The 24,602-nt window shown below is 71.5% G+C and carries 19 protein-coding genes; 15 read left to right on the top strand and 4 right to left on the bottom strand.

Going from position 1 to position 24,602, the window contains the following annotated elements:
* Window positions 1-672: 672 nt before the first annotated feature.
* From AQJ11_RS28335 to AQJ11_RS28310, 6 genes are all read left to right on the top strand, one after another.
* Window positions 673-2,622 (top strand): glycogen debranching N-terminal domain-containing protein, encoded by a 1,950-nt coding sequence (locus AQJ11_RS28335; protein ID WP_059265018.1) that lies wholly within the window; start codon window positions 673-675, stop codon window positions 2,620-2,622.
* Between the two features lie 152 nt (window positions 2,623-2,774).
* Entirely contained in the window at window positions 2,775-3,533 is a 759-nt protein-coding gene (locus AQJ11_RS28330; protein ID WP_014675471.1) for an NUDIX hydrolase, read from the top strand.
* A 162-nt stretch (window positions 3,534-3,695) separates the two neighbouring features.
* Window positions 3,696-6,449: an ATP-binding cassette domain-containing protein gene (locus AQJ11_RS28325; protein ID WP_059265015.1), complete on the top strand. Its 2,754-nt coding sequence runs from the start codon at window positions 3,696-3,698 to the stop codon at window positions 6,447-6,449.
* Window positions 6,450-6,611: 162 nt separating this feature from the next.
* A complete protein-coding gene (locus AQJ11_RS28320) occupies window positions 6,612-7,499 on the top strand; it encodes a FadR/GntR family transcriptional regulator (RefSeq protein WP_059265013.1) in 888 nt (295 codons plus the stop codon).
* A gap of 435 nt (window positions 7,500-7,934) precedes the next feature.
* Window positions 7,935-9,476 (top strand): RNA polymerase sigma factor, encoded by a 1,542-nt coding sequence (locus tag AQJ11_RS28315; protein WP_059265092.1) that lies wholly within the window; start codon window positions 7,935-7,937, stop codon window positions 9,474-9,476.
* A 120-nt stretch (window positions 9,477-9,596) separates the two neighbouring features.
* Window positions 9,597-10,451: a serine protease gene (locus AQJ11_RS28310; protein ID WP_059265010.1), complete on the top strand. Its 855-nt coding sequence runs from the start codon at window positions 9,597-9,599 to the stop codon at window positions 10,449-10,451.
* 99 nt (window positions 10,452-10,550) lie between these two features.
* Here AQJ11_RS28310 and AQJ11_RS28305 read toward each other — a convergent pair whose 3' ends face one another.
* A complete protein-coding gene (locus AQJ11_RS28305) occupies window positions 10,551-10,781 on the bottom strand; it encodes a DUF7455 domain-containing protein (protein WP_014675476.1) in 231 nt (76 codons plus the stop codon).
* A gap of 441 nt (window positions 10,782-11,222) precedes the next feature.
* Between AQJ11_RS28305 and AQJ11_RS28300 the strand changes: the two genes are divergently transcribed.
* From AQJ11_RS28300 to AQJ11_RS28275, 6 genes are all read left to right on the top strand, one after another.
* Complete coding sequence (locus tag AQJ11_RS28300) at window positions 11,223-13,346, top strand: DNA gyrase/topoisomerase IV subunit B (protein ID WP_014675477.1); 2,124 nt, start codon at window positions 11,223-11,225, stop codon at window positions 13,344-13,346.
* A 575-nt stretch (window positions 13,347-13,921) separates the two neighbouring features.
* Window positions 13,922-14,458, top strand: coding sequence for a CcdC protein domain-containing protein (locus AQJ11_RS28295; RefSeq protein ID WP_059265008.1), 537 nt, complete (start codon window positions 13,922-13,924; stop codon window positions 14,456-14,458).
* Window positions 14,455-15,606, top strand: coding sequence for a sensor histidine kinase (locus AQJ11_RS28290; RefSeq protein WP_059265005.1), 1,152 nt, complete (start codon window positions 14,455-14,457; stop codon window positions 15,604-15,606). The genes AQJ11_RS28295 and AQJ11_RS28290 overlap by 4 nt, the downstream gene beginning before the upstream one ends.
* Window positions 15,603-16,292: a response regulator transcription factor gene (locus tag AQJ11_RS28285; RefSeq protein ID WP_014675480.1), complete on the top strand. Its 690-nt coding sequence runs from the start codon at window positions 15,603-15,605 to the stop codon at window positions 16,290-16,292. The genes AQJ11_RS28290 and AQJ11_RS28285 overlap by 4 nt, the downstream gene beginning before the upstream one ends.
* A gap of 162 nt (window positions 16,293-16,454) precedes the next feature.
* Complete coding sequence (locus AQJ11_RS28280) at window positions 16,455-16,910, top strand: DUF485 domain-containing protein (protein WP_059265003.1); 456 nt, start codon at window positions 16,455-16,457, stop codon at window positions 16,908-16,910.
* Window positions 16,907-18,499 carry a solute symporter family protein gene (locus tag AQJ11_RS28275; protein ID WP_059265001.1) on the top strand — a complete coding sequence of 531 codons (1,593 nt, stop codon included), beginning with the start codon at window positions 16,907-16,909 and terminating at the stop codon, window positions 18,497-18,499. The genes AQJ11_RS28280 and AQJ11_RS28275 overlap by 4 nt, the downstream gene beginning before the upstream one ends.
* Window positions 18,500-18,515: 16 nt before the next feature.
* Here AQJ11_RS28275 and AQJ11_RS28270 read toward each other — a convergent pair whose 3' ends face one another.
* Window positions 18,516-19,208: a response regulator gene (locus AQJ11_RS28270; RefSeq protein ID WP_014675483.1), complete on the bottom strand. Its 693-nt coding sequence runs from the start codon at window positions 19,206-19,208 to the stop codon at window positions 18,516-18,518.
* Window positions 19,209-19,367: 159 nt separating this feature from the next.
* Here AQJ11_RS28270 and AQJ11_RS28265 point away from each other — a divergent pair, with 159 nt between their 5' ends.
* The 3 genes from AQJ11_RS28265 to AQJ11_RS28255 all read left to right on the top strand — a co-directional run bounded on the left by AQJ11_RS28265 (window position 19,368) and on the right by AQJ11_RS28255 (window position 22,157).
* On the top strand, window positions 19,368-20,183 hold the full coding sequence (locus AQJ11_RS28265; protein ID WP_014675484.1) for an ABC transporter ATP-binding protein: 816 nt from the start codon (window positions 19,368-19,370) through the stop codon (window positions 20,181-20,183).
* Window positions 20,173-21,036 (top strand): ABC transporter permease, encoded by an 864-nt coding sequence (locus tag AQJ11_RS28260; protein WP_058084064.1) that lies wholly within the window; start codon window positions 20,173-20,175, stop codon window positions 21,034-21,036. Before AQJ11_RS28265 ends, AQJ11_RS28260 begins: the two co-directional genes overlap by 11 nt.
* A gap of 62 nt (window positions 21,037-21,098) precedes the next feature.
* Window positions 21,099-22,157, top strand: a complete 1,059-nt coding sequence (locus AQJ11_RS28255; RefSeq protein WP_059264999.1) for an ABC transporter substrate-binding protein — start codon at window positions 21,099-21,101, stop codon at window positions 22,155-22,157.
* Between the two features lie 27 nt (window positions 22,158-22,184).
* On the opposite strand, the gene AQJ11_RS28250 is transcribed toward AQJ11_RS28255, so the two are convergent.
* Together AQJ11_RS28250 and AQJ11_RS28245 are read right to left on the bottom strand one after the other, a co-directional pair.
* Entirely contained in the window at window positions 22,185-22,865 is a 681-nt protein-coding gene (locus tag AQJ11_RS28250; protein ID WP_059264998.1) for a response regulator, read from the bottom strand.
* Complete coding sequence (locus tag AQJ11_RS28245) at window positions 22,862-24,541, bottom strand: ATP-binding protein (protein WP_208616628.1); 1,680 nt, start codon at window positions 24,539-24,541, stop codon at window positions 22,862-22,864. Before AQJ11_RS28245 ends, AQJ11_RS28250 begins: the two co-directional genes overlap by 4 nt.
* Window positions 24,542-24,602 lie beyond the last annotated feature (61 nt).

Raw genomic sequence — 24,602 nt, 5'->3', positions numbered from 1 at the left:
ATCGGCCGGTGTGAGCCCGGACAGGTGCCGGGCGCGCAGGGGAACGGCCGCCCGTCCACCGGGCCTGAGCGGAGGCATCTCCGGGCGTGCCGGGAGCGCGCTCCCGGCGAGGCATCGAGGCCGATCGGCTCCGGGTGCCCTGCTGGCCCCACGCGTACCGGTCGTGCCGGCACCAGGTGCCCTGCCGGCCCCACGCGTACCGGTCGCGCCGGCACCAGGTGCCCTGACGGCCACCCCCGCCGACCGGTCGCGCCACCATTCGGTCGGCTTCATCGGGCGAGCCGTGACCCGGACGAGTCCCCTGCCGTTCACCTGAGTGGCGGAAAGCCTGGACGGGCCCAGCCGCCGCACCCCCCCTGTCCTCCGGGGCGACCCACCGGCCGCCCAGCACGTCCGAGGCACACCGAGCGCAGAAGAAGCCAGCCCATGCACCAGCAGCCGACTCCGCCCTCCACCGCCGGCGAACGTCCGCCCCGGAGCAGTCCCGAGCCGTCCCTGACGGACGGCGCAGGCCCCCGCGCACCGAGGGCAGCCGACTTTCGACCGACCGCCTGCGCGGACGTCCGTCCCCCCGCCCCGTCCGCCCAGGGCAGCCCCCCGTCCGCTGTCACTTCCCGGCCCCGCCGCCCAGCCGTGGCTGCGCCGCCCCGTACACCTCCGGTCAGCCGCCCGGTGCCGGAGTTGCCGCCCACACACACCGCGCTGATCTGCGTGGCCCTGCCCGGCCTCGCCATCTCCGGCGAGTCGGGGCAGTTGGCAGGCCGGGGACTGGACGGGTTCTACCGGGGCGGCAGGCGGTTGCTGTCCCGGTGCCAGGTCCGTGTGGCAGGCCGTGAACCGCTGCCGGTGCAGGCCAGGATGACCGGGGCCGACAGCGCCCGTTTCGTGGGGACGCTGCGCACTTCAGCAGCGGCCGGCCCCGACCCCGATGTCGTCGTCGAACGGACACGCCACGCCGACGGAACCGAAAGGATCACACTCCGCAGCGCGGCCCCGCGTCCGCTGCGCCTGCCCGTCGAGGTGGCCCTCGGCACCGACCTGGCGGAACTCGGCGCCATCGCCGCCGGGACGGCAGGCCCCGAACTCCCGGCCAGCGTCCACGACTCGGGTCTGCGCTGGGCCGAGGCCGACACCGCTGCCTGCGTCACCGCGGACCCGTCGCCCACCGACGCCCTGGCGTCCGCCGGACTGCTGCGCTGGGAGCTGGAACTGCCACCGGGCGGGACGGCAGCCGTGGAACTGCGGGTCCGGCCCGAGGGCGCCGGTCCCCTGCGGGCCGTGGGACACGCCGCCACCAGCCCTGTGGCCCCCGCCCGGGCGGCCGGCGACGACCCCCGGGTCGGCCCGCTGCTGCACTCGGCCGTCGCCGACCTCCGGGCACTGCTCCTGCGCGACCCGGCACACCCCTCCGACACCTACCTCGCGGCGGGCGCCCCCTGGCGCTGCGGAATGGCCCCGGCCGAGGCGCTCGCCGCCGCCCGCATGACGCTGCCCCTCGGCACTCGCCTCGCCGCGGGCACCCTGCGCACCTTGGCCCGTACCCAGCTCCCGGGGCCGGGTCCCCGGACCGGCATGATCCCCGGCCCTCGACGCGACGCCGGCCCGCATCTCCCGCCGAGTTGCACCGCGACGGAGGCCACACTGCTCTTCCCCGTCCTGCTGGCCGAGGCCCGCCGCTGGGGGCTGCCCGAACGGGAGACCCAGGAACTGCTCCCCTCGGCCGAGCGCTGCCTGACCTGGCTGCGGACCACCGTCCGCGACGGCACCTACCTCTCCGACCCGCACCCCGCAGGACCGGCCCGCTGCGAGACCCAGGCCCACGCGCATCGCGCCGCCCTGCTCGGTGCCGACCTGCTCGACGCCTACGACAGACCGGGCGCCACGGAATTGCGCCAGTGGGCCCAAACCCTGCGGTCGGCCTTCCGGGCCGACTTCTGGGTGGAGGACCGCAGTGGTGGACGACCGGCCATGGCCCTGACACCGGACGGCCGGCCCGTGCCCCACCTGGCCGCCACTGCCGTCCACCTCCTCGACACCGGGCTGCTCGGCGCCGGCATGTTCGCCCCGGGCCTGCTCGACAAGGTGCACACCGCACACCTCGCCCGACTGCTCGGCACCCCCGCCATGGACGCGGGCTGGGGACTGCGCGGCCTCGGCACCAAGGAGGCGGGCCACAATCCGTTCGGCCACCGGACCGGAGCCGTGCGCGTCCAAGAGACGGCACTCGCGGTCGCCGGACTGGCGGCGGCCGGATACGAGAAGGAGGCGGCCGGACTGCTGAACGGGCTGCTGGACGCGGCGGAACACTTCGGGCACCGGCTGCCCGAGATGTTCGCCGGGGAACACCGCTCCGCCGGCACCGCGCCCCTCCCGCACCCCGCCGCCTGCCGTCCGGCGGCCACCGCCGCGGCCTCCGTGGTCCTGCTGCTCACCGTCCTCGCCGGTATCCGTCCCGACGCCCCCGCCCGCACTGTCACCCTGCGCCCCGTCCGCAGCGCCCCGCTCGGCGAACTCGGACTCAGCGGCCTGCGCGTCGCGGGCGCCCCTTTCGCCGTGCGGATCAGCCGACTGGGACTGGCCATGGTGGAGGAGGCGGCGGACGGCCTGCAACTGGGAGCGTGATACCCGCGGAACAGGCGGTGACCTCGTAGGACGGCACTGGATCGACGGACGGAGAGCCGGTTTTGCGCCCCGTTCCGCAGCCAAGCGGAATCGCCCCCGGTGCGACTGGCGAAGGGCGTGTTTATCGTCAGGAAGACGACTATGATCGCGGCATGCCCTACGACCCGTCAGCCTTTCCGCCCTTCGCCGTCACCGTGGATCTGGTCGTGCTGACCGTGCGCCGCCATTCCCTGTGCGCGCTGGCGGTCCGCAGGGGTGAGCCCCCGTTCCAGGGGCGCTGGGCGCTGCCCGGCGGCTTCGTACGGGCCGACGAGGATCTGTCCCAGGCGGCGGCGCGCGAGCTGGCCGAGGAGACCGGGCTGTGCGCGCACGATCCCTCGGTCCCGGCTCAGGACAACGGAGCCCACCTGGAGCAGCTCGCCACCTACGGTGACCCCAAGCGGGACCCGCGTATGCGCGTGGTCAGCGTCGCGCATCTCGCGCTCGCGCCCGACCTGCCCGCACCGCGCGCCGGCGGTGACGCCAGCAACGCGCGCTGGGCCCCGGTCGAGGAACTGCTCCAGCAGGGTGGATACGGCCGCGACGGCGAGCCCGTGGCGCCACTCGCCTTCGACCACGCGCAGATCCTCGCCGACGGAGTGGAGCGCGCCCGCTCCAAGATCGAGTACTCGTCGCTGGCCACCGCCTTCTGCCCGCCCGAATTCACCGTCGGAGAGCTGCGCCGGGTGTACGAGGCGGTGTGGGGCGTGGCCCTCGACCCGCGCAACTTCCACCGCAAGGTCACCGGAACGCCCGGCTTCCTCGTCCCCACGGGGGGCACGACCACACGCCAGGGCGGCAGGCCGGCCCAGCTCTTCCGAGCAGGCGGCGCCACCCTGCTCAACCCGCCGATGCTGCGCCCCGAGGTGTGAGGCGAGGGCGGTGGGCCCGCCTGGGCGACCGGCGCACCGGCTGCCCGTACTGAGCCCCGGGTCCATCGAACGGCGGACAAGATCGGGGCTAGACCACGCGGCATGTTTCCGCAAGTCGCCTTATACCGGGAAAACCGGACATGTAGCGCTATCTTGCTTCAGGTGATCCAGGCCTTCGGACTGACCAGCAACCCCCGCAAGGCGCATCCGCCCGCTGTCGACGACGTCTCCTTCGAAGCGCGCGCCGGGCATGTCACCGCGCTCCTCGGGGCCGCCGGTGCGGGCAAGACGACGGCGCTCAAACTCATGCTTGAGCTCCAACCCGGCCGCGGCATCACCTACTTCAAAGGGCGGCCCCTGCATCGGATCGCACATCCGTCGCGGGAAGTCGGCGTACTCCTCGGCGACGTACCGGGCCACCCGTCCCGCTCGGTCCGGGGCCATCTGCGCATGCTGTGCGCGGCGTCGGGAGTCCCCGCGCGGCGGGCCGACGAGATCCTCGAAGCGGTCGGTCTCGTCAGCCTCCGCGAGGAACGCCTCGGCACGCTGTCGCGCGGCATGGACCGCAGACTCGGCCTGGCCTGCGCCCTGCTGCCCGACCCGCACACGCTCGTCCTCGACGAACCCGCCGACGGCCTCTCCGCCCGTGAGGCCCAGTGGCTGCACAGCACGCTGCGGGCCTACGCCGTCCAGGGCGGCACGGTGCTCTTCACCACGGCCGACACCAAGGAGGCCGCGCGCACCGCAGACCGGGTCGTCACGCTCGACGCCGGCAGAGTCGTCGCGGACCAGGAAGCAAGGGCGTTCGCCCGCACCCGGCTTCGCCCTCGCGTGGCCGTCCGCAGCCCTCACGCCGTACGCCTCGCGGCGCTGCTCACCAAGGACGCGCGCACCACTCGCCGCTCCGTCGAGGTCGTACGCGAGGGCGGCAACCGCCTGTCGGTGTACGGCACCACGACCGCCGACGTCGGCGAGATCGCGTTCCGCCACGGCATCCTCGTCCACCAACTGGCGGACGAGGTCGGTGACATGGGGCCGGGAGCCGGTGCGGAGAGCGACACCGGGGTGTGCTCCACCGAGCCCCTCCCGGCGGTCCCGGACTCATCGCGGGTGGACCGGGAGACCCGGCAGGACCACACCCCGGCGGAACCGGAACCGGCGGCGCCCGAGACCCCGTACGAGGAGCCCAAGCAGGCGTCGGCGGGTCCTTCGTGGGCGCGTCGCCGACGTACCGTGCCGGGCTGCCCGGCGCCGGAGCCCGCCCCGGGCTCCGCGCTGGAACCCGGCTCGGCCGCGCTCGGCGACTCACCCGAGAACCCGCGTGGGACCGTGGACGAGTTGCCGGCGGCGCCCGAACGCGCGAGGCCGGGGTCCGAGGAGACCGCGACGCCTGCCCTCCACGCGGCGGACTCGCGCGCCACGGAGCCGCCGGTGGAGTCACGCGCCCCGGCGACCGATGCGGCAACGGGCGGGACCCGCGCGACGATCTCCGACCGATCCGCGTCCGAGCCGGACACCGCGGCGCCGGGGCACTCGTCGGTCGGCACGACCATCGCCGGGCAGCCTTCGGGACGGCGGGAACACGCCCTCGACTCCTCGGCGCCGGAATCTGAGCGGGCCGTGCGCGGCCTCTCCCCGGTCGGGGAAGGCCCATTGGCTCCCGGGCTCGCGGCGCGGGAGCGCGGGCGGACCGCCGACGGCGAGCGGACTGCGCCCGGCCGCGGTCTCGGCCAAGGCGGCGCGGTGGAACGTCCGCTGATCGTCTCCGGTGCTACGGCGCACGACGCGCCGTCGGCCGGTGCAGCCGCCGACGGCACCCATGGCCGCGGCGGAGTCGCCGCGTCCGGCGAGAAGGACACGGCCGCTGCCGACGCCGCTGATACGTCCGCCAGGGCCACCGGCGGCCGGTCCACCGACCCGGCGGCCACCCCGGACTCCGGCCCCGGCGGAGTCGCCACGGCTTCCGAACCGCAGACCGGACGTACCCGCACGCCCACGGCGACCGTCACCGGCACCCGTACCCTCCTGCCCGGGGCCAGGAATCCGGCCGCCCGGCAGCAGCGGACCGGCCGGGCTGCCCGGCCCGACGGTGGCCGCCCCTTCCCGGCCGCCTCCGCCCTCCCACCCCCCATCTCGGTCCGCCCCGCCCGCAGCCCCCTCCGCCCCCTGCGCTACGAGATCCGGCGCGCCGGCGGCATCGGCACCGGTTTCCTCATCTGCGGTGCCGTACTGGTGGTGTCCGCGTTCATCGCCGTACTCCTGGCGCGGCTCGGTCACACCCCGCAGGCGCGGCTGTTCGCGGCGTGGCCGCGGGAGCTGCCGCTGCCGCCCGCGGCGCTCGCGGCGGGACTGCTCGGTGCGCTGGCCTTCGGGGACGAGTTCCGCCACCCCGCCCTGGCGGCGGACCGCGGCACCGTCCCCCGCCGGCTGGGGCTGCTCACCGCGAAACTGCTCGTCTCCGGAGCCACCGCGGTGCTGCTCGCCTTCCTCACCGTGGGCTGCGACGCCGAAGTGCTCTACATCGTCTACGGACGGGAGCTGACGCAAGTTCCCGCGGACTGGCTTTCGCTGATCGCGAGTTGGTTCGGGCTGGTCGTCGGTTGCGCCTGGGCCGGTGTGCTGGCGGCCGGTGTGTTCAGGTCCACGACGGCCGGACTGGCCGCCGTCCTCGCCGTGCCCGTCCTTGTCGTGCCCCTCGTGCACAAGGCGATGCAGGGTCCGGCCGTACGGATGGCGGCGGACTTCCCGGTGCGGATGCGGGAGGTCTTCCTGCTGCGGTGGCCCTTCGGAGGGGAGCGGTACCTGGTCGCGGCCGTGCGGGTCCTCGCCCAACCTGTCGGGGGCGCGCTGGCGTTGTCGCTGCTTGCACTGCTGTGCGCGTACCTGCTCACAGCGCTGCGCATCCGGTTCCGATGACAACCGTCCGCACGCTTTCGTTCGCGCTGTGTGCACAACTCCCCGAAGAAGGCCCGTTTCTTTTCGATAAGGCGTCAATTGCGACGCCGTGAGCGATCACCCTTTCGTGTGCTTTTCACCAAAGACCTCAAGGGAGTTGAAGGCGGCGCCGACAAAGGATCCGTGAGTACCCTTGCGCACACCATGATGACCGCCGCCCGCTCCACAGACTCCGGTCTGGCCGGCCCGGGCGAACTCGACCGCTACCCCTACGCCGAGGCCCTGGTGACCGACCGCGTCGGCGCGCCTGCCTGGGACGGCGGGGACCCCGAGCTGGGCCGTGTCGGCAGGCGGGCCTCGGGCAGCCGCGGACGCGGACTGCACGGCCAACTCGTACAACAGCTGGGACAGATGATCGTCTCCGGTGACCTGGGCGCCGACCGCCCGCTGGTGCCGGAGGAGATCGGCCAGCGTTTCGAGGTCTCTCGCACCGTCGTCCGCGAGTCCCTCCGCGTCCTGGAGGCCAAGGGCCTGGTCAGCGCGCGCCCGAACGTCGGCACGCGCGTGCGTCCCGTCAGCGACTGGAACCTTCTCGACCCCGACATCATCGAGTGGCGGGCCTTCGGGCCGCAGCGCGACGACCAGCGCCGGGAACTGAGCGAGCTGCGCTGGACGATCGAGCCGCTCGCCGCCCGTCTCGCCGCCGGGCACGGGCGCGAGGAGGTGCAGCAGCGCCTCTGCGACATGGTGGAGATCATGAGCCACGCGCTGGCCCAGGGCGACGCGCTCACGTACTCGCGCGCCGACACCGAGTTCCACGCGCTGCTGATCCAGATCGCGGGCAACCGCATGCTGGAGCACCTGTCCGGCATCGTCTCGGCGGCGCTTCAGGTCTCCGGCGGCCCGGTCACCGGCTGTGACCGGCCGAACGAAGCGTCCCTCGCGCAGCACGCGCGGATCGTCGACGCGCTCGGCACCGGCGACGGCACGGCGGCGGAGACCGCCATGCGCCAGCTCCTCACCGTCCACCCCGAGGTGGAGCGCGTGGTCCCCGCCCCGCGCGAGCACTGACCTCGCGAGGAACGCGGTGCGGTCGCCGGTGTGCGGCGCTCTCGTGGTACTCGCGGTGGCACCAGGCCCGGGTACCGGCCGCCGCCGGACCCCGCCGGACCATCCGGAGTCCGGCCGGGTCCGGCGGTGACGGGAACCTCTGGTCGTGGGTGCGGATGGCTCGAAGGCCAAGGACGACATCTTTTGCACACGTCTGACCGTCTTTGACTGCTTACGGGGTGTGACTCGGGCCACGCAGATTGGGCGTAACGCTCGTGGAGACAGCGCGATGACCTAAGAGGTGACAGCCGAGGAGGGAATACGGACGCCGAACCAGGCGCTGTGCATCTTCCCGGCCCCCGCCCGCGCCGTCGGCCCATCCCCAGGCCGGTGGTCGGCTCCTGTCCTCACCGGACGGTGCCGGAAGCCGTTTTCCAACGTTCCGAGAGGTTGTTCGTGTCGGCCAGCACATCCCGTACGCTCCCGCCGGAGATCGCCGAGTCCGTCTCTGTCATGGCGCTCATTGAGCGGGGAAAGGCTGAGGGGCAGATCGCCGGCGACGATGTGCGTCGGGCCTTCGAAGCTGACCAGATTCCGGCCACTCAGTGGAAGAACGTACTGCGCAGCCTCAACCAGATCCTTGAGGAAGAGGGTGTGACGCTGATGGTCAGTGCCGCAGAGCCCAAGCGCACCCGCAAGAGCGTCGCAGCGAAGAGCCCCGCCAAGCGCACCGCCACCAAGACGGTCGCGGCGAAGACGGTGACCACCCGTAAGGCCACCGCGACCACGGCCGCCCCCGCGGCGCCCGCCGCTGCGGCCGCAGCCGATTCCGCCGAAGAAGCCGCACCCGCCAAGAAGGCCGTCGCCAAGAAGGTGACCGCCAAGAAGACGGTCGCCAAGAAGGCGGTCGCGAAGAAGACGGCCGCCAAGAAGACCACGGCCAAGAAGGACGACGTCGAGCTCCTTGAGGACGAGGTTCTTGAGGACACCAAGGTCGCCGACGAGCCCGAGGGTGCCGAGAGCGCCGGCTTCGTCCTGTCCGACGAGGACGAGGACGACGCGCCCGCGCAGCAGGTCGCCGCGGCCGGTGCCACCGCGGACCCGGTCAAGGACTACCTGAAGCAGATCGGCAAGGTCCCCCTGCTCAACGCCGAGCAGGAGGTCGAGCTGGCCAAGCGGATCGAGGCGGGTCTGTTCGCCGAGGACAAGCTGGCCAACGCCGACAAGCTCGCCCCGAAGCTCAAGCGCGAGCTGGAGATCATCGCCGAGGACGGCCGCCGCGCCAAGAACCACCTCCTGGAGGCCAACCTCCGACTGGTGGTCTCCCTGGCCAAGCGCTACACCGGCCGCGGCATGCTCTTCCTGGACCTCATCCAGGAGGGCAACCTCGGTCTGATCCGCGCGGTCGAGAAGTTCGACTACACCAAGGGCTACAAGTTCTCCACGTACGCCACCTGGTGGATCCGTCAGGCGATCACCCGCGCCATGGCCGACCAGGCCCGCACCATCCGTATCCCGGTGCACATGGTCGAGGTCATCAACAAGCTCGCGCGCGTGCAGCGCCAGATGCTCCAGGACCTGGGCCGCGAGCCCACCCCGGAGGAGCTGGCCAAGGAGCTCGACATGACCCCGGAGAAGGTCATCGAGGTCCAGAAGTACGGCCGTGAGCCCATCTCGCTGCACACCCCGCTCGGCGAGGACGGCGACAGCGAGTTCGGTGACCTCATCGAGGACTCCGAGGCCGTCGTCCCGGCCGACGCGGTCAGCTTCACGCTCCTGCAGGAGCAGCTGCACTCCGTCCTGGACACCCTGTCCGAGCGCGAGGCGGGCGTCGTGTCCATGCGCTTCGGTCTCACCGACGGTCAGCCGAAGACCCTCGACGAGATCGGCAAGGTGTACGGCGTGACGCGTGAGCGCATCCGCCAGATCGAGTCCAAGACCATGTCGAAGCTGCGCCACCCGTCGCGCTCCCAGGTGCTGCGCGACTACCTCGACTAGGTCGCGGTCGTACGACGGCGAAGGCCCGGTCCCCTCGCGGGAGCCGGGTCTTCGTGCTGCGCGCTGTGGTGGCGTGGATCACTCTGGGTGTCCCAGGAGGACCCAGAGTGAGGAGCATGCATGCGCCGTTCCGTTGTCCGGGCACTGATCCGGCCGCTGGCCCTGGCGGCCACCATGACCGCGATACCCCTGATGAGCGCGGCTCCCGCCGCCTCCGACAGCGTAGTGGTCGGAGGGTTCCCGATCGACGTCTCGCAGTCTCCGTGGACGGTCGCGCTGGCCAGCCGTGACCGGTTCGGAGGTATGCGGGCGGGCCAGTTCTGCGGCGCCGTGGCCGTCGGGCGCACCACCGTGGTCACCGCTGCCCACTGTCTGTCCGAGGAGGCCCTCGGGACACCGCCGGACCGTGTGCGTGACCTCAAGGTCATCGCGGGCCGCACCGACCTGCTCTCGGAGCAGGGCGACGAGATCGCCGTACGGGAGATCCGGCTCAATCCCGCGTACGACGTCACGACCCATTCAGGGGACTTCGCGGTCCTCGGGCTCGCCGGACCGCTGCCGCAGAGCGCGGTCGTCCCCATGGCGGGCGCGGGCGATCCGGCGTACGCACCGGGCACGCGGGCCGTGGTGTCCGGGTGGGGGGACACGACCGGCGCGGGGTCCTACGCGCACCGGCTCCATGCCGCACGCGTACGCGTCCTGCCCGACGAGATGTGTGCCCGTGCCTTTCCGGGGGGCCCCGAGGGCGCCTACCGGGCCGCCACCATGCTCTGCGCCGGTGAGGTCGGCGGAGGCCCCGACGCCTGCCAGGGGGACAGCGGCGGCCCTCTGGTGGCCGGGGGACGGCTGATCGGCCTCGTGTCGTGGGGGAGCGGCTGCGGACGGCCGGGGCTTCCCGGGGTCTACACGCGCGTCTCCGAGGTCGTACGAGCCCTGCGGCCGGCCGCGGGGACCGAGCCTTCCGGGCGCTCGTGAGCGAGCGTCCGAGGGTATGAGCACGGGCGGCCACTCCTGGTGAGGAGCGGCCGCCCGTTCACCGGCCTGTGCCGGGGCTGGCTCGTCGTGGTGCGAGATTCAGCGCTCTTCGTCGGAAGCGGTGTTCGGAACGGACGTCAGCCGCTCCGTCTCGTCCTGTATCTCAGCGGCGATCTTCTTGAGTTCCGGCTCGAACTTGCGACCGTGGTGGGCGCAGAAGAGCAGTTCTCCGCCGCTGAGCAGGACGACGCGCAGGTATGCCTGGGCGCCGCAGCGGTCGCAGCGATCGGCGGCCGTCAACGGGCTCGCGGGGGTCAGAACAGTAGTCACGTCGCCTCTTCTCTAGCTCGACGAGCTGTCGTACCAGGGTCAACATCCAACCAGCCCGAAAACGTTCCCGCTCGTGGCTTTTCCTCGAAAAAATCTTTCCGGGGCGGCTGTCTGCTGCCGGTTGGCGGCGAATGTGCCGTATTGCGTCTCTTGTATGCCTACGGGTTCGCGCTGTCTTGCTGTCTCGGTCCTCCCGGCCGGGTTGCCGGTTGTTCATGAGGACGTGCCCGGAGCCTAAATGGTTCATGCCTCGAAGGGAACGTGATGTGTGCTTCACTCCAACGAGGGATCGAACAGGCATGCGAGCCTGGACTAGTGTGAGGTGCCGACGAGGGTGGCGTTACACCGGCTCTACCAGGGCTCGGTACCCTCTGTGCGGCGACCGAAGCCGCCCCCTTACCCAAAGGGGGGCCATCTGAAATTCAGCGAGGAGCGAACCGCGTGACCGCCGATACGTCCGTGCCGTCCACAGCGCTGCTGGCAGGAGCAGACCGCGACGGTTCCAACTACACCGCGCGGCACCTGCTCGTCCTTGAGGGTCTTGAGGCCGTGCGCAAGCGCCCCGGCATGTACATCGGCTCGACCGACAGCCGCGGTCTGATGCACTGCCTGTGGGAGATCATCGACAACTCGGTGGACGAGGCCCTGGGCGGCTACTGCGACCACATCGAGGTGATCCTCCACGACGACGGCTCCGTGGAGGTGCGCGACAACGGCCGCGGCATCCCCGTGGACGTGGAACCGAAGACCGGCCTGTCCGGCGTCGAGGTCGTGATGACCAAGCTGCACGCCGGCGGCAAGTTCGGCGGCGGCTCCTACGCGGCCTCCGGCGGTCTGCACGGCGTCGGTGCCTCCGTGGTCAACGCCCTCTCCGCCCGCCTCGACGTCGAGGTGGACCGCGGCGGCCACACCCACGCCATCAGCTTCCGGCGCGGCGTGCCCGGAGCCTTCTCCGCCGAGGGTGCCGACGCGAAGTTCGAGGCCAAGAGCGGTCTGCGCAAGGCGAAGAAGATCCCCAAGACGCGCACCGGCACGCGCGTGCGTTACTGGGCCGACCGGCAGATCTTCCTCAAGGACGCCAAGCTGTCCCTGGAGAACCTGCATCAGCGTGCCCGGCAGACCGCGTTCCTGGTGCCCGGCCTGACCATCGTCGTCCGTGACGAGTTCGGCCTCGGCGAGGGCGGCAGCAAGGGCGAGGAGTCGTTCCGCTTCGACGGCGGTATCAGCGAGTTCTGCGAGTACCTGGCAAACGACAAGGCGATCTGCGACGTCCTCCGCTTCTCGGGCAGGGGCACCTTCAAGGAGACCGTCCCGGTTCTGGACGAACACGGTCAGATGACCCCCACCGAGGTCACCCGTGAGCTGGGTGTCGACGTCGCGATGCGGTGGGGCACGGGCTACGACACGACCGTCAGGTCGTTCGTCAACATCATCGCCACCCCCAAGGGCGGCACCCACGTCACCGGGTTCGAGCAGGCCCTCACCCAGACGCTGAACGATGTGCTGCGCGCCAAGAAGATGCTGCGCGTGGCCGAGGACAACATCGTCAAGGACGATGCCCTGGAGGGCCTCACCGCCGTCGTCACCGTCCGGCTGGCCGAGCCGCAGTTCGAGGGCCAGACCAAGGAGGTCCTCGGTACCTCCGCGGCCCGCCGCATCGTGAACAGCGTGATCAGCAAAGAACTGAAGGCGTTCCTCACGGCCACCAAGCGCGACGCCGCCGCCCAGGCCCGGGTGGTCATGGAGAAGGTGGTCGCGGCGGCCCGCACCCGGGTCGCGGCCCGTCAGCACAAGGACGCCCAGCGCCGCAAGACGGCCCTGGAGTCCTCGTCCCTGCCGGCCAAGCTCGCCGACTGCCGCAGCGACGACGTCGACCGCAGCGAGCTGTTCATCGTCGAGGGCGACTCCGCGCTCGGCACGGCGAAGCTGGCGCGGAACTCCGAGTTCCAGGCCCTGCTGCCGATCCGCGGCAAGATCCTCAACGTGCAGCGGTCGTCGGTCACCGACATGCTCAAGAACGCCGAGTGCGGTGCGATCATCCAGGTCATAGGAGCGGGCTCGGGCCGCACCTTCGACATCGACCAGGCCCGCTACGGCAAGATCATCATGATGACCGACGCCGATGTGGACGGCTCCCACATCCGCTGTCTGCTGCTCACGCTGTTCCAGCGCTACATGCGGCCCATGGTCGAGGCCGGCCGGGTCTTCGCCGCGGTGCCGCCGCTGCACCGCATCGAGCTGATCCAGCCGAAGAAGGGGCAGGAGAAGTACGTCTACACGTACTCCGACCGCGAGCTGCGCGACAAGCTCATGGAGTTCCAGAGCAAGGGCATCCGGTACAAGGACTCCATCCAGCGCTACAAGGGTCTGGGCGAGATGGACGCCGACCAGCTGGCCGAGACCACGATGGACCCGCGCCACCGCACCCTGCGCCGCATCAATCTCTCCGACCTGGAGGCCGCCGAACAGGTCTTCGACCTGCTGATGGGCAACGACGTGGCACCCCGCAAGGAGTTCATCTCCAGCTCGGCGGCGACGCTGGACCGGTCACGCATCGACGCGTAGCCGCTGCGCTGGGCGTTGGCGGACGGGGGCGGGGGCTCGGCTGACGGGGTGGTGTCCCGGGGGTGAGGGCTGCCTCGGGGCGGTTTCCGTGCGGCGTCCGTTGCCGGGAGGCGCGGTGGCGTAGGCGGGGCTCGCTTGGCAGCGGGTCCCGCCGGTCGGGCGTGCAGGGGCGGCAGTCAGGGTTTGCCGGGTCGCAGCCGAGCGGGCGGCCGCCGGGGCATTCCGGGAGGAGCCGGGGCCGGACGGTGTGAGTGGCCGGCGCGGGCGGCAGGGTGTCCGCTGTCGCCAGCCCGCCAGCCCGCCAGCCCGCCAGCCCGCCAGCCCGCTTCTGGCTCCGCCTGTCCTGGCCTGCCGTCCCGCACCACGGTCGCCCCCCACCCCACCCCTGACAGCCACTCCCCATCAGCCCCCATCCGCCCCCGAAGGTCTCTCCACCCCTGGGTGGAGGTGAGCCGGTTCCAGGTTCCACCCGTGATCCACCCGGGCTCCGATCCCCTGGCCTGCGGACTTCCGTAGCTTCGAAGGCGTCGGCAGCACTCGCTTCCGATACCGCCCTCTCGCTCACGGAGGTCCAGATGGACGGGCTCGTCAACGTGCTGGTGACCGTTGCCGTGGTCGCCATAGTGATCGCGCGGCAGTTCCGCGCCCGGGCGATCGACACGGACCGGCGCTGGTGGCTGCTGCCGGTGATCCTGGCCGTCGTCTCACTGCGCGAGCCCGGCATCCTCGACGCCGACCACCGCGCCGAATCCGCCGTACTGCTCGTGGCGGAGCTGTTCATCGGCCTGGTCACCGGCGTCGGCTGGGGCTGGACCACCCGTCTCTGGACCGCGCCGGACGGCGTCGTATGGACCAAGAGCAGCAAGGCGAGTGGCGCTGTATGGATCGTGGGCATAGCCCTGCGGGCCGGCGTCTTCGCCCTCGGCTCCGCTCTCGGCGTGCATCAGGACAGCTCCGCGCTGATGCTCGGCCTCGCCGGCACCCTGTTGGTCCGCGGCGGGATCCTGACCTGGCGGGCCCGGTCCGTCGGCGCCCCTAGCCGCCCCACCCCGAGCCGCCCCGCTCCGGCGTACGGTGACGACGAGCGGTCGGCGTGGAAGGAGCGCGTGTGACAGAGAACGCCTGGACACGCTGGCCGTCACGCGAAGCGCTCGGCCGTTCGGGAGCCACCCGTCCCCGGCGCATGCTCGTCTGGGCCGTCCGACTGCTCCTGCTGGCCGTGCTCCTGTGGGGTGTCTTCAGCCAGAGGCACGTCGGTCGGTGGGAAGCACTCGCGGCAGCGGCGGCGATCCTCCTCGCCGGCCTCGTCTCCTGGACCTTCTTCCGGACCACCTACGAGCACCGGCTGGTGCCCTCCCTCGCGCTCATGGGCGTGCTCCTGGGCATCGCGGTCGCCGCGGAGGCCACGGGGTTCACAGGGCCGGCCCTCGTGATCTGGTGCGGCTGTGGAGTCAGCGCGCTGGAGCGGCTGCCGCTGGGGGCCGCGGTCCCCGTCGCGTCGGTGGCGCTGGCCTCGTACTCCGCGTTCACCAACGACGTCTGGCTGACCACGGCGGCCACCGTGGCCGGCATGGCCCTCGCCGGGTACGTCCTGCGGCTGGACGCGGAAGCCCGGGGCAGTGCGCAGCGTCTTCTCGCCCAGGAGCGCGCCGCCCGCGCGGCCGAGGCCGAGTCCGCCGCACTGGCCGAGCGTGCCCGCATCGCACGGGAGATCCACGACGTGCTGGCGCACAGCCTCTCGGCGCAGCTCGTGCACCTGGAGGCGGCCCGGCTGCTGATCGAGAACGGCGCGGATCGCGAGCGGATCCTGGACCGGGTGGTGGCCGCCCGTGGCATGGCCCGCGACGGCCTCGCCGAGACCCGGCAGGCGCTGTCCGCGCTGCGGGGCGAGCTGACCCCGCTGGAGGACTTCCTCGCCGAACTCGTCAGCACGGCCGACGGTGCCGAGGTCACCGTCACAGGTGAACGCAGACCCCTGCCGGCCGAGGCGTCCCAGGCGGTGCGGCGGGTCGCCCAGGAAGCGCTGACGAACGTCCGCAAGCACGCGCAGGGCGCCAAAGTGACCGTGCGGCTCGACTACAGCGAGCACGAAGTGACGCTGAACGTACGGGATTCGGGCAGCGAAGCGGGCGAACTGAACGGATCCGGAGGCGGGTACGGTCTGCTGGGCATGCGTGAGCGCGCCGAACTGCTGGGCGGTTCGCTGGACGCGGGACCGGACGAGGAGGGGTTCGTGGTGACGCTGAAGGTGCCCGTATGACGGAGACGGAAGGGGAGAGGAAGCCCGCGCGGGTGGTGGTGGCCGACGATCAGACCGTGGTCCGTGAAGGCATCGTGATGTTGCTCGGGCTGCTGCCCGGCGTGGAGGTCGTCGGGGCCGCGGGAGACGGGGAGGAGGCGGTGCGGCTGGTCGGGGAACTCGCGCCGGACGTCGTGCTGATGGACCTCAGGATGCCCCGCTGCGACGGCGTGGAGGCCACCCGGCGGATCCGGGCGCAGTACCCCGGTACGCAGGTCGTGGTGCTCACCACCTACGCGGACGACGATTCGCTGTTCCCCGCGCTCAGGGCCGGCGCCCGGGGTTACCTGACCAAGGACGCGGGCGGAGACGAGATCGTCCGTGCCGTGCACAGTGTGCTCTCGGGGGACGCGGGGCTGTCGCCCAGTGTCCAGCGACGGTTGCTGGAGAGGCTGTCGCAGGCCGATCCCGTGCCGGTGCCCGCGGCCGGCGAGGCACCCGACGGGCTGACCACGCGCGAGACCGAGGTCCTGGTGCTGATCGGCGAAGGCCTCACCAATCAGGAGATCGCCCGCCGGCTGCACGTGTCGACCGCGACCGTGAAGACCCACATCAACAACCTCTTCGCCAAGACGGGTCTCAAGGACCGGGCGCAGGCCGTGCGGTATGCCTACAGCAAGGGGCTGGTGCGGCCACCCACGGGGTGAATCACCTGATGGGGTGAAGAGCCGGAGGAAGAAGAGTCAGGGAACTTCCTGTTCTGTCCATCCTTGGGCATGCAGTCAAGCAACGGTCGTCCTCGTGGAGTCGGGGACGGTCCCGAGAGATCGGCCGGGAACCAGGAAGACGACGGCGCGTCCTCCCGTGACGTGGCGCCCGAGGACCCTTGGTACGACACGTCGGCCTCCGGCTGGGGCGAACTGGACGGTGCGGGCATGCCGGCGCCGGCCGTGCCGCCCGCGCGTGCCGAGCCCGACGCGGCGGCGGCGCGCGCCCGCGATGTGTACGTCGAGGTGCAGCGGAGCGAGGCGTTCCAGGAGGTGCGCGGAAGGTACCGACGGTTCGTGGTGCCCGGGGTCACGGCCTTCCTGGCGTGGTACGTGGCGTACGTGGTCGCCGCCACGACCGCGCCGGGACTCATGGCCCGGCCCGTGGTGGGGGCGGTGAACGTGGCGATGCTCGCGGGGCTCGGGCAGTTCCTCACCACGTTCCTGTTCACCTGGGCCTACGCCCGGCACGCGCGGCTGCGCCGGGACCGGGCCGCGCTGGAGCTGCGCTGGGACACCCAGGAGCTGGCCCGCGGAGCGCAGGGAGGGACCTCGTGACCGGTGATCATCAAACACTGGCGTTGCTGCTGTTCAGCGGGTTCGTGGCGGTCACCCTCGCGATCACGACGTGGGTGAGCCGCAGGCGGCACGGTTCGGCGGAGGAGTTCTACGCGGGCGGGCGGCTGTTCTCTCCGATGGAGAATGGTTTTGCCATCGCGGGCGACTACATGTCGGCGGCCTCCTTCCTGGGGATCAGCGGGCTCATCGCGCTGTACGGGTACGACGGGCTGCTGTACGGGGTGGGGTTCCTCGTCGCGTGGCTGGTCGTGCTGTTCCTGGTGGCCGAACTGGTGCGAAACTGCGGGCGGTTCACCCTGGCCGACGTGGTGGCCGCCCGGATGAGCGAGCGGCCGGTGCGGATCGCCGCGGGAACGTCCTCGGTGACGGTGTCCGTGCTGTATCTGGTGGCGCAGATGGTCGGCGCGGGCAGTCTGGTGGCGTTGCTGCTGGGGCGGACGAGCGGCGCGGCCCAGGCCTGGACGGTCATCGGTGTCGGCGCGCTCATGGTGATCTACGTGTCGTTGGGAGGGATGCGGGCCACCACCTGGATCCAGATCGTGAAGGCGGTCCTGCTGCTGAGCGGGACGGTCGTGCTGACCGTCCTGGTCCTGCTGCGCTTCCACGGCGATGTCGACCGGCTGCTGCTCACGGCGGCGGAGCGCAGCGGCCACGGCAGGGCGTTCCTCGCGCCGGGGCTGAAGTACGGCGGGGACTGGAACGCCCGGTTGGACTTCATCAGCCTGGGGCTGGCGCTGGTGCTGGGCACGGCCGGGCTGCCGCACATCCTGGCCCGCTTCTACACCGTGCCGACCGCGCGGGCCGCCCGCCGCTCCGTGGTGTGGTCCATCGGCCTGATCGGCGGCTTCTACCTGATGACGATCGTCCTCGGCTTCGGGGCGGCGGCGGTGGTGGGGCCGGGGGCCGTACGCGGATCGAACGCGGCCGGGAACACGGCGGTGCCCCTCCTCGCCCTCGACCTGGGCGGCGGAGCGGGCTCGACCGGGGGCACCGTGCTGTTCGCGGTGGTCGCCGCCGTGGCCTTCGCCACGATCCTCGCGGTGGTCGCGGGCATCACGCTCGCTTCCTCGGCCTCGGTGGCCCACGACCTGTACGCGTCACTGCGCCGACGGCGCGGCAAGCACCGCAGCGAGGTGGCCGTGGCCCGGTGCGCGGCGGTCGGCATCGGTGTCGTCGCGATCGGGCTCGGTCTGCTGGCCCGTGATCTCAATGTCGCCTTCCTCGTCGGCCTCGCCTTCGCGGTCGCCGCCTCGGCGAACCTGCCGGTCCTGCTCTACTCGCTGTTCTGGCGCGGCTTCACGACGCGGGGCGCGGTGTGGGCGGTGTACGGCGGGCTGCTCCCGGCGATCGGGCTCGTGCTGCTCTCCCCGGTGGTGTCCGGCAGCCCGGAATCCCTCTTCCCCGGCGTCGACTTCCAGTACTTCCCGCTGGAGAATCCGGGCATCGTCTCCATCCCGCTCGGCTTCCTCGCCGGCTGGCTGGGCACGGTGACCTCGGACGAGGTTCCGGACGAGGCCAAGTACGCCGAGACGGAGGTGCGTTCGCTGACCGGGGCCGGAGCGGTGTAGCCGGAGCGCGGCCCCGTTACGGCGCAACCCAGGCGTACCGGTGTTCCGGGCGGCCGGTGTCGCCGTACTTCAGGGAGAGGCGGAGACGGCCCGCCTGTTCGAGGTGGCGGAGATAGCGCTGGGCCGTGGAGCGGCTCAGGCCCGTGCGGGCGGCCACCTCGTGGGCCGAGAGCGGATGGTCGGCGCGGTGCAGGACACCGCAGATGAGGTCGGTCGTGGGCTCGGAGTGGCCGCTCGGCAGACCGGGCGCGGAAGGGGCGGGGGCGGTGCGCAGGGCGCCGAAGATCCGGTCGACCTGCTCCTGGCCCGTCAGGCCCCGGCCGCCCACCCGGTCGACCGTGCGGCGCAGGGCGGCGTAGGAGTCCAGGCGGGTGCGCAGCGCGGCGAAGGTGAACGGCTTGACCAGGTAGTGCAGGGCGCCCAGGCGCATCGCCTGCTGGACGGTCGTCACATCGCTGGCCGCCGTGATCATGATGACGTCGGTGCGGTGACCCTGCTCGCGCATGCGGTGCACGAGTTCGAGGCCGGTCTGGTCCGGCAGGTAGTGGTCGAGCAGCACCAGGTCGATGGAGCCGCGTTCCACGGCGGCCAGGGCCTGGGCGGCGCTGTGCGCGCGGGCGGCCACCCGGAAGCCGGGAACCTTTCCCACGTACTTGGCGTTGATCTCAGCGACACGGAAGTCGTCGTCGACCACCAGGACGTCAATCATCAGGCCTCTCCTTACAAGGCCGGCGAGCGTTCAGCCCGTGTTTCGGCTCCGCAGTTGTAGCGCGAGCAAAACGAGCACAACAGGTTCTTGCGAGCAAAAGAACGGCTTGTGCTCACAAGACTCCAGCCGTGGCCGGGGCCACACCTACCGTCCCGGCCCATGAGCGCACACACCAGCCCCGCCATCGAGTTGCGGGGCGCGAGCAAGACCTTCAGAACCCCGTCCGGGGGACTGCACACGGCGGTGCGCGGCCTGGACCTCACCGTGGAGCGCGGCGAGTTCGTGGCCGTCGTAGGACCGACCGGATGCGGCAAGTCCACGACGCTGACCCTGGTCAGCGGCTTGGAGGAGCCCACCGAGGGCGAGGTGCTGGTGGCCGGGGAACCGGTCGACGGGGTCGGCGACAAGGTCGGCTTCGTCTTCCAGCAGGACGCCACCTTCCCCTGGCGGACCGTGCTGTCGAACGTCATGGCGGGCCCGCGTTTCCGGGGCGTGCCCAAGGCGGAGGCCAAGCAGAGGGCCCGCGACTGGCTGGCCCGGGTGGGGCTCGCCGCCTTCGAGGACCGCTATCCGCACCAGCTCTCCGGCGGCCAGCGCAAGCGGGTCGCCCTGGCGGCCACCTTCGTCAACGACCCCGAGATCCTGCTGATGGACGAGCCGTTCTCGGCGCTCGACGTGCAGACCCGCGCGCTGATGTCGGACGAGTTGCTGGAGCTGTGGGAGGGCACCGGCGCCTCCGTCGTCTTCGTCACCCACGATCTGGAGGAGTCCATCGCGCTGGCCGACAAGGTCGTCGTGATGACCGCCGGACCCGCGACCGTGAAGCAGGTCTTCGACATCGACCTGCCCCGCCCGCGCAAGGTCGAGTCGGTGCGCCTGGAGCCGCGGTTCATCGAGATCTACCGCGAGATCTGGGAGTCCCTCGGCGAAGAGGTCCGCATCACCCGTGAGAGGGGTGCCGCCCATGTCGCCTGAGGTCCTCAGCACCCCGGTCGTGGACACCGTCAAGACACCCGATCGCGCGCAGACCCGCGCGCAGGCCGCACGCCGGCGCAAGCTCTTCGTCAACGCCGTGCGCGTGGTGCTCCTGGTGGTCGTCCTCGGACTGTGGGAGGTGCTGTCCCGCGCCAAGGTCATCGACCCGTTCAACTTCTCGATGCCCTCGAAGATCTGGGACCAGATCTGGACCTGGGTGACCCACGGGACAGCGCTCGGCTCCCTGGGCGAGCAGATCTGGTACACGCTGTACGAGGCCCTGCTCGGCTGGGTCATCGGCGTGGTCGCCGGTGTGCTGCTCGGTATTGCGCTCGGGCGGATCAGATTGCTCGCCGAGGTTCTTGGTCCTTACATCAAGGTGCTCAACTCGATTCCCCGGATCGTGCTGGCGCCCATCTTCCTGATCTGGTTCGGTCTCGGACCGTCCTCCAAGGTGGCCTCCGCCGTCGTACTCGTCTTCTTCCCGGTGTTCTTCAACGCCTTCCAGGGCGCCCGCGAAGTGGACCGCAACCTGGTGGCCAACGCCCGCATCCTGGGCGCGAGCGACCGCAGGGTGACCCTCCAGGTTGTCATCCCGTCGGCCACCTCCTGGATCTTCACCAGCCTGCACGTCAGCTTCGGCTTCGCGCTCATCGGTGCCATCGTCGGCGAGTACATCGGCGCCACCAAGGGCATCGGCCTGCTCGTCTCGCAGTCGCAGAACACCTTCAACGCCGCCGGCGTGTACGCCGCGATGGTCATCCTCGCCGTCGTCGCCCTCGTCGCCGAGGGGCTGCTGACCTTCGCCGAGCGCCGCATCTTCCGCTGGAAGCCCGCCGGTTCCGAGGACTGACCGACCCTCTCGCCACCCCCCGCTCCTTCCCGCACCGCCCTCTCACAAGGACGTGAACCCGCATGCGCAAGACCGCCAGATACGCCTCCCTGGCCGCCACCGGACTGCTCGCCCTCTCCTCGCTCACCGCCTGTGCCAACGACGCGGCGAGCTCCACGGCCGACACCGGCAGCGGTGGGGGCGGCGGAAAGGGGGAGACCGTCAAGATCATGGTCGGTGGCCTGGACAAGGTCATCTACCTGCCCGCGATGCTCACCCAGCGCCTCGGCTACTTCCAGGCGGAGGGGCTGAACGTCCAGCTCCTCAGCGAGCCCGCCGGGGTCCAGGCCGAGACCGCGCTCGTCTCCGGGCAGGTGCAGGGAGCGGTCGGGTTCTACGACCACACCCTGGACCTCCAGGTGAAGGGCAAGTCGGTGGAGTCGGTCGTGCAGTTCTCGCACGCGCCCGGCGAGGTCGAGGTCGTCTCGAACAAGGCCGCCGGTGACCTCACCTCGCCCAAGGACTTCAAGGGCCGCAAGCTGGGCGTGACCGGGCTCGGTTCCTCGACCGACTTCCTCACCAAGTACCTGGCGGTCAAGAACGGAGTGAAGATCAGCGACTTCACGCCGGTCGCGGTGGGGGCCGGCCCCACGTTCATCGCGGCGCTCAAGAAGGGCGCGATCGACGGCGGCATGACCACCGACCCGACCGTCGCGACGATCCTGGACAAGAAGGCCGGCAAGATCCTCATCGACATGCGCACCCCCGAGGGCTCGCAGGAAGCGCTGGGCGGCCCGTACCCCTCGTCAAGTCTGTACATGCAGACGGACTGGGTGAACGGACACAAGGAGACCATCCAGAAGATGGTCAACGCATTCGTCAAGACGCTCAAGTGGATGTCCACGCACAGCGCCGACGAGATCGCCGCCAAGATGCCCGCCGACTACTCCCAGGGCAACAAGGCGCTGTACGCGCAGGCCATCAAGAGCACCCTTCCGATGTTCACCGATGACGGCGTGATGCCCCAGGGCGGCCCCGAAACCGTCGAGAAGGTCCTCAAGGCGTTCAACCCCAACATCAAGAACGCGAAGGTCGACTTGAGCAAGACGTACACGACGGAGTTCGTCAAGGCGGTCAAGTGACCGCCGACGCGTCCATGTGAATCGCGCTCAGGCGCGGGTCGCCCACACGTAACGGTGTTCCGGGCGGCCCGCGTCGCCGTACTTCAGGGTCAGCCGCGCCCGGCCCGTGCGCTCCAGGAGTTTCAGATACCGCTGGGCGGTCTGCCGGCTCACCCCCGTCCGCTCCGCGATCTCCTGGGCGGACAGGGGGCGTTCGGCGTTCAGCAGCGCCTGGCGCACCAGCTCGGCCGTCGTGGGGGAGTGCCCCTTGGGCAGCCCGGGCTCCGACGGGGCGGACAGGGCGCCGAAGATGCGGTCCACCTCCGCCTGCTCGGCCTCCCCGCCGCCGTCCAGGGTGCGCCGCAGCTCGGCGTACGCCTCCAGCTTCGCCCGCAGACCGGCGAATGCGAACGGCTTCACCAGGTACTGCAACGCGCCCTGCCGCATGGCCGCCTGCACGGTCGACACGTCCCGCGCGGCCGTCACCATGATCACGTCGGTCTGGTGGCCGCGCCGGCGCATCTCCTGGACCACCGCGAGACCCGTGTCGTCGGGCAGGTAGTGGTCCATCAGGACGAGGTCCAGCCGGGGCAGCACCTCGACCTGGCGCAGCGCCTCGGCCGCATTGTGCGCCTCGCCGGCGACATGGAAGCCGGGCACCTTCTCCACGTAGGCGGCGTTGACCCGGGCGACCCGGGCGTCGTCGTCCACCACCAGGACCTCGATCATCGCGCCTCCTCCTCGGCGACGGCAGCGGTCCCGGCAGACCCCTCGGGCACCGCCGGTTCCAGTTCCGGCTCGGTCAGCGCCTCGGGCAGGACCACGGTGAACTCCGCGCCACCGCCGGCCGCCGCGCCCACGGCCGCGCTCCCGCCCTGCCGTTCGGCGAGCCGGCGCACCAGGGACAGCCCGATGCCCCGCTTGCCGTGCGTCGGCGGCTTCTTGGTGGACCATCCGTCCGTGAAGATCAGCTCCCGCTGGTCCTCGGGGACCCCGGGACCCGTGTCACATACCCGCAGGACCACCGTACGGCCCTCCGCGCGCAACTCGACCTCCACGCGCGCGTGCGGTGTGCCCGCGACCGCGTCGAGGGCGTTGTCCACGAGGTTGCCCACGACCGTGACCAGCCCCCGGGGATCGATCAGCCGGTCCGGGAGCCGGGTGCGCTCCGACACCCACAGGGCGACCCCGCGCTCGGCCGCCACGGTCGCCTTGCCGACCAGCAGCGCGGCCAGCAGCGGGTCCTGGATCTTCTCCGTGACCTGCTCGGCGGTGGCCCGGTGGTCCCCGACCACCTCGCCGACGAACTCCACGGCGTCGTCGTACATCTCCAGCTCCAGCAGCCCCAGCAGGGTGTGCATGCGGTTGGCGTGTTCGTGGTCCTGGGCGCGCAGGGCGTCGATCAGCCCGCGCGTGGAGTCGAGTTCGCGTCCCAGCTGTTCCAGTTCGGTGCGGTCGCGCAGGGTCGCCACCGCGCCGCCGTCGTCGGTGGGCATGCGGTTGGCGACCAGGACGCGATGGCCGCGCACGGTGAGCAGGTCGGTGCCGGTCACCCGGCCGGCCAGCACATCCGTCGTACGGCCCGCGCCGAGCGCCTCGTCCGGGGTCCGCCCGACGGCCTCGTCGCCGATGCCCAGCAGCCGCCGTGCCTCGTCGTTGAGCAGGCGGATACGGCCGCCCCGGTCGAGGGCGACCACGCCCTCCCGGATGCCGTGCAGCATCGCCTCGCGCTCCGCCAGCAGCGCGGAGATGTCGGAGAAGGCCAGGTCCCGGGTCTGCCGCTGGACCCGGCGCGAGATCAGCCAGGCGGCCAGCGCGCCCACCGCGAGCGCGCCGCCTGCGTACGCGAACAGGCCCGGGATCGCGCTGATCAGCCGCGCCCGCACGCTGTCGTAGGCGATGCCGACCGATACCGCGCCGACGATGCGGTGATCGGCGTCGTACAGCGGGACCTTGCCGCGCGCCGAGCGGCCCAGAGTGCCCTTGTCGATCTCCATGACCTCCTGGCCGGCCAGGGCGTCGGTGGGGCTGGTGGAGACGCGCCGGCCGATCTCCGAGGCCGTGGGGTGCGACCAGCGCACCCAGTTCCGGTCGAGCACCACGATGTACTCGGCGTGCGTCGCCCGCCGGATCCGCTCGGCCTCCTTCTGCACCGGGCCGTTCCTGGTCGGCGGGGTGGTCAGGACGCCCTCGGCGATCTGCGGGTCCTGGGCCACGGTCTCGGCGATGGCCAGTGCGCGGCGCATCGCCTCCTGGTCCAGCTGCTTGCTCAGCGGGGCGAGGAAGAGCCCGGTCGCGAGCACCGCGACTCCCGCGGCGATCGCCACCTGCATCAGCAGCACCTGGGAGAACATCCGCCGAGGCAGACCGAGGCGCAGCCGGCGGGCGGGGGGAGTGGGGCTCATACCCATGACGGTACGTGGGGCCGCCGGACGCACCCCAGCGGGTGTGGTGTGGATCTCTTGA

This window comes from Streptomyces corchorusii (assembly GCF_001514055.1).
GTDB classification, from domain to species: Bacteria; Actinomycetota; Actinomycetes; order Streptomycetales; family Streptomycetaceae; genus Streptomyces; species Streptomyces olivaceoviridis.
Note: the sequence above shows the minus strand (reverse complement) of the source record. Positions and strands in the feature narration are given on the sequence as shown.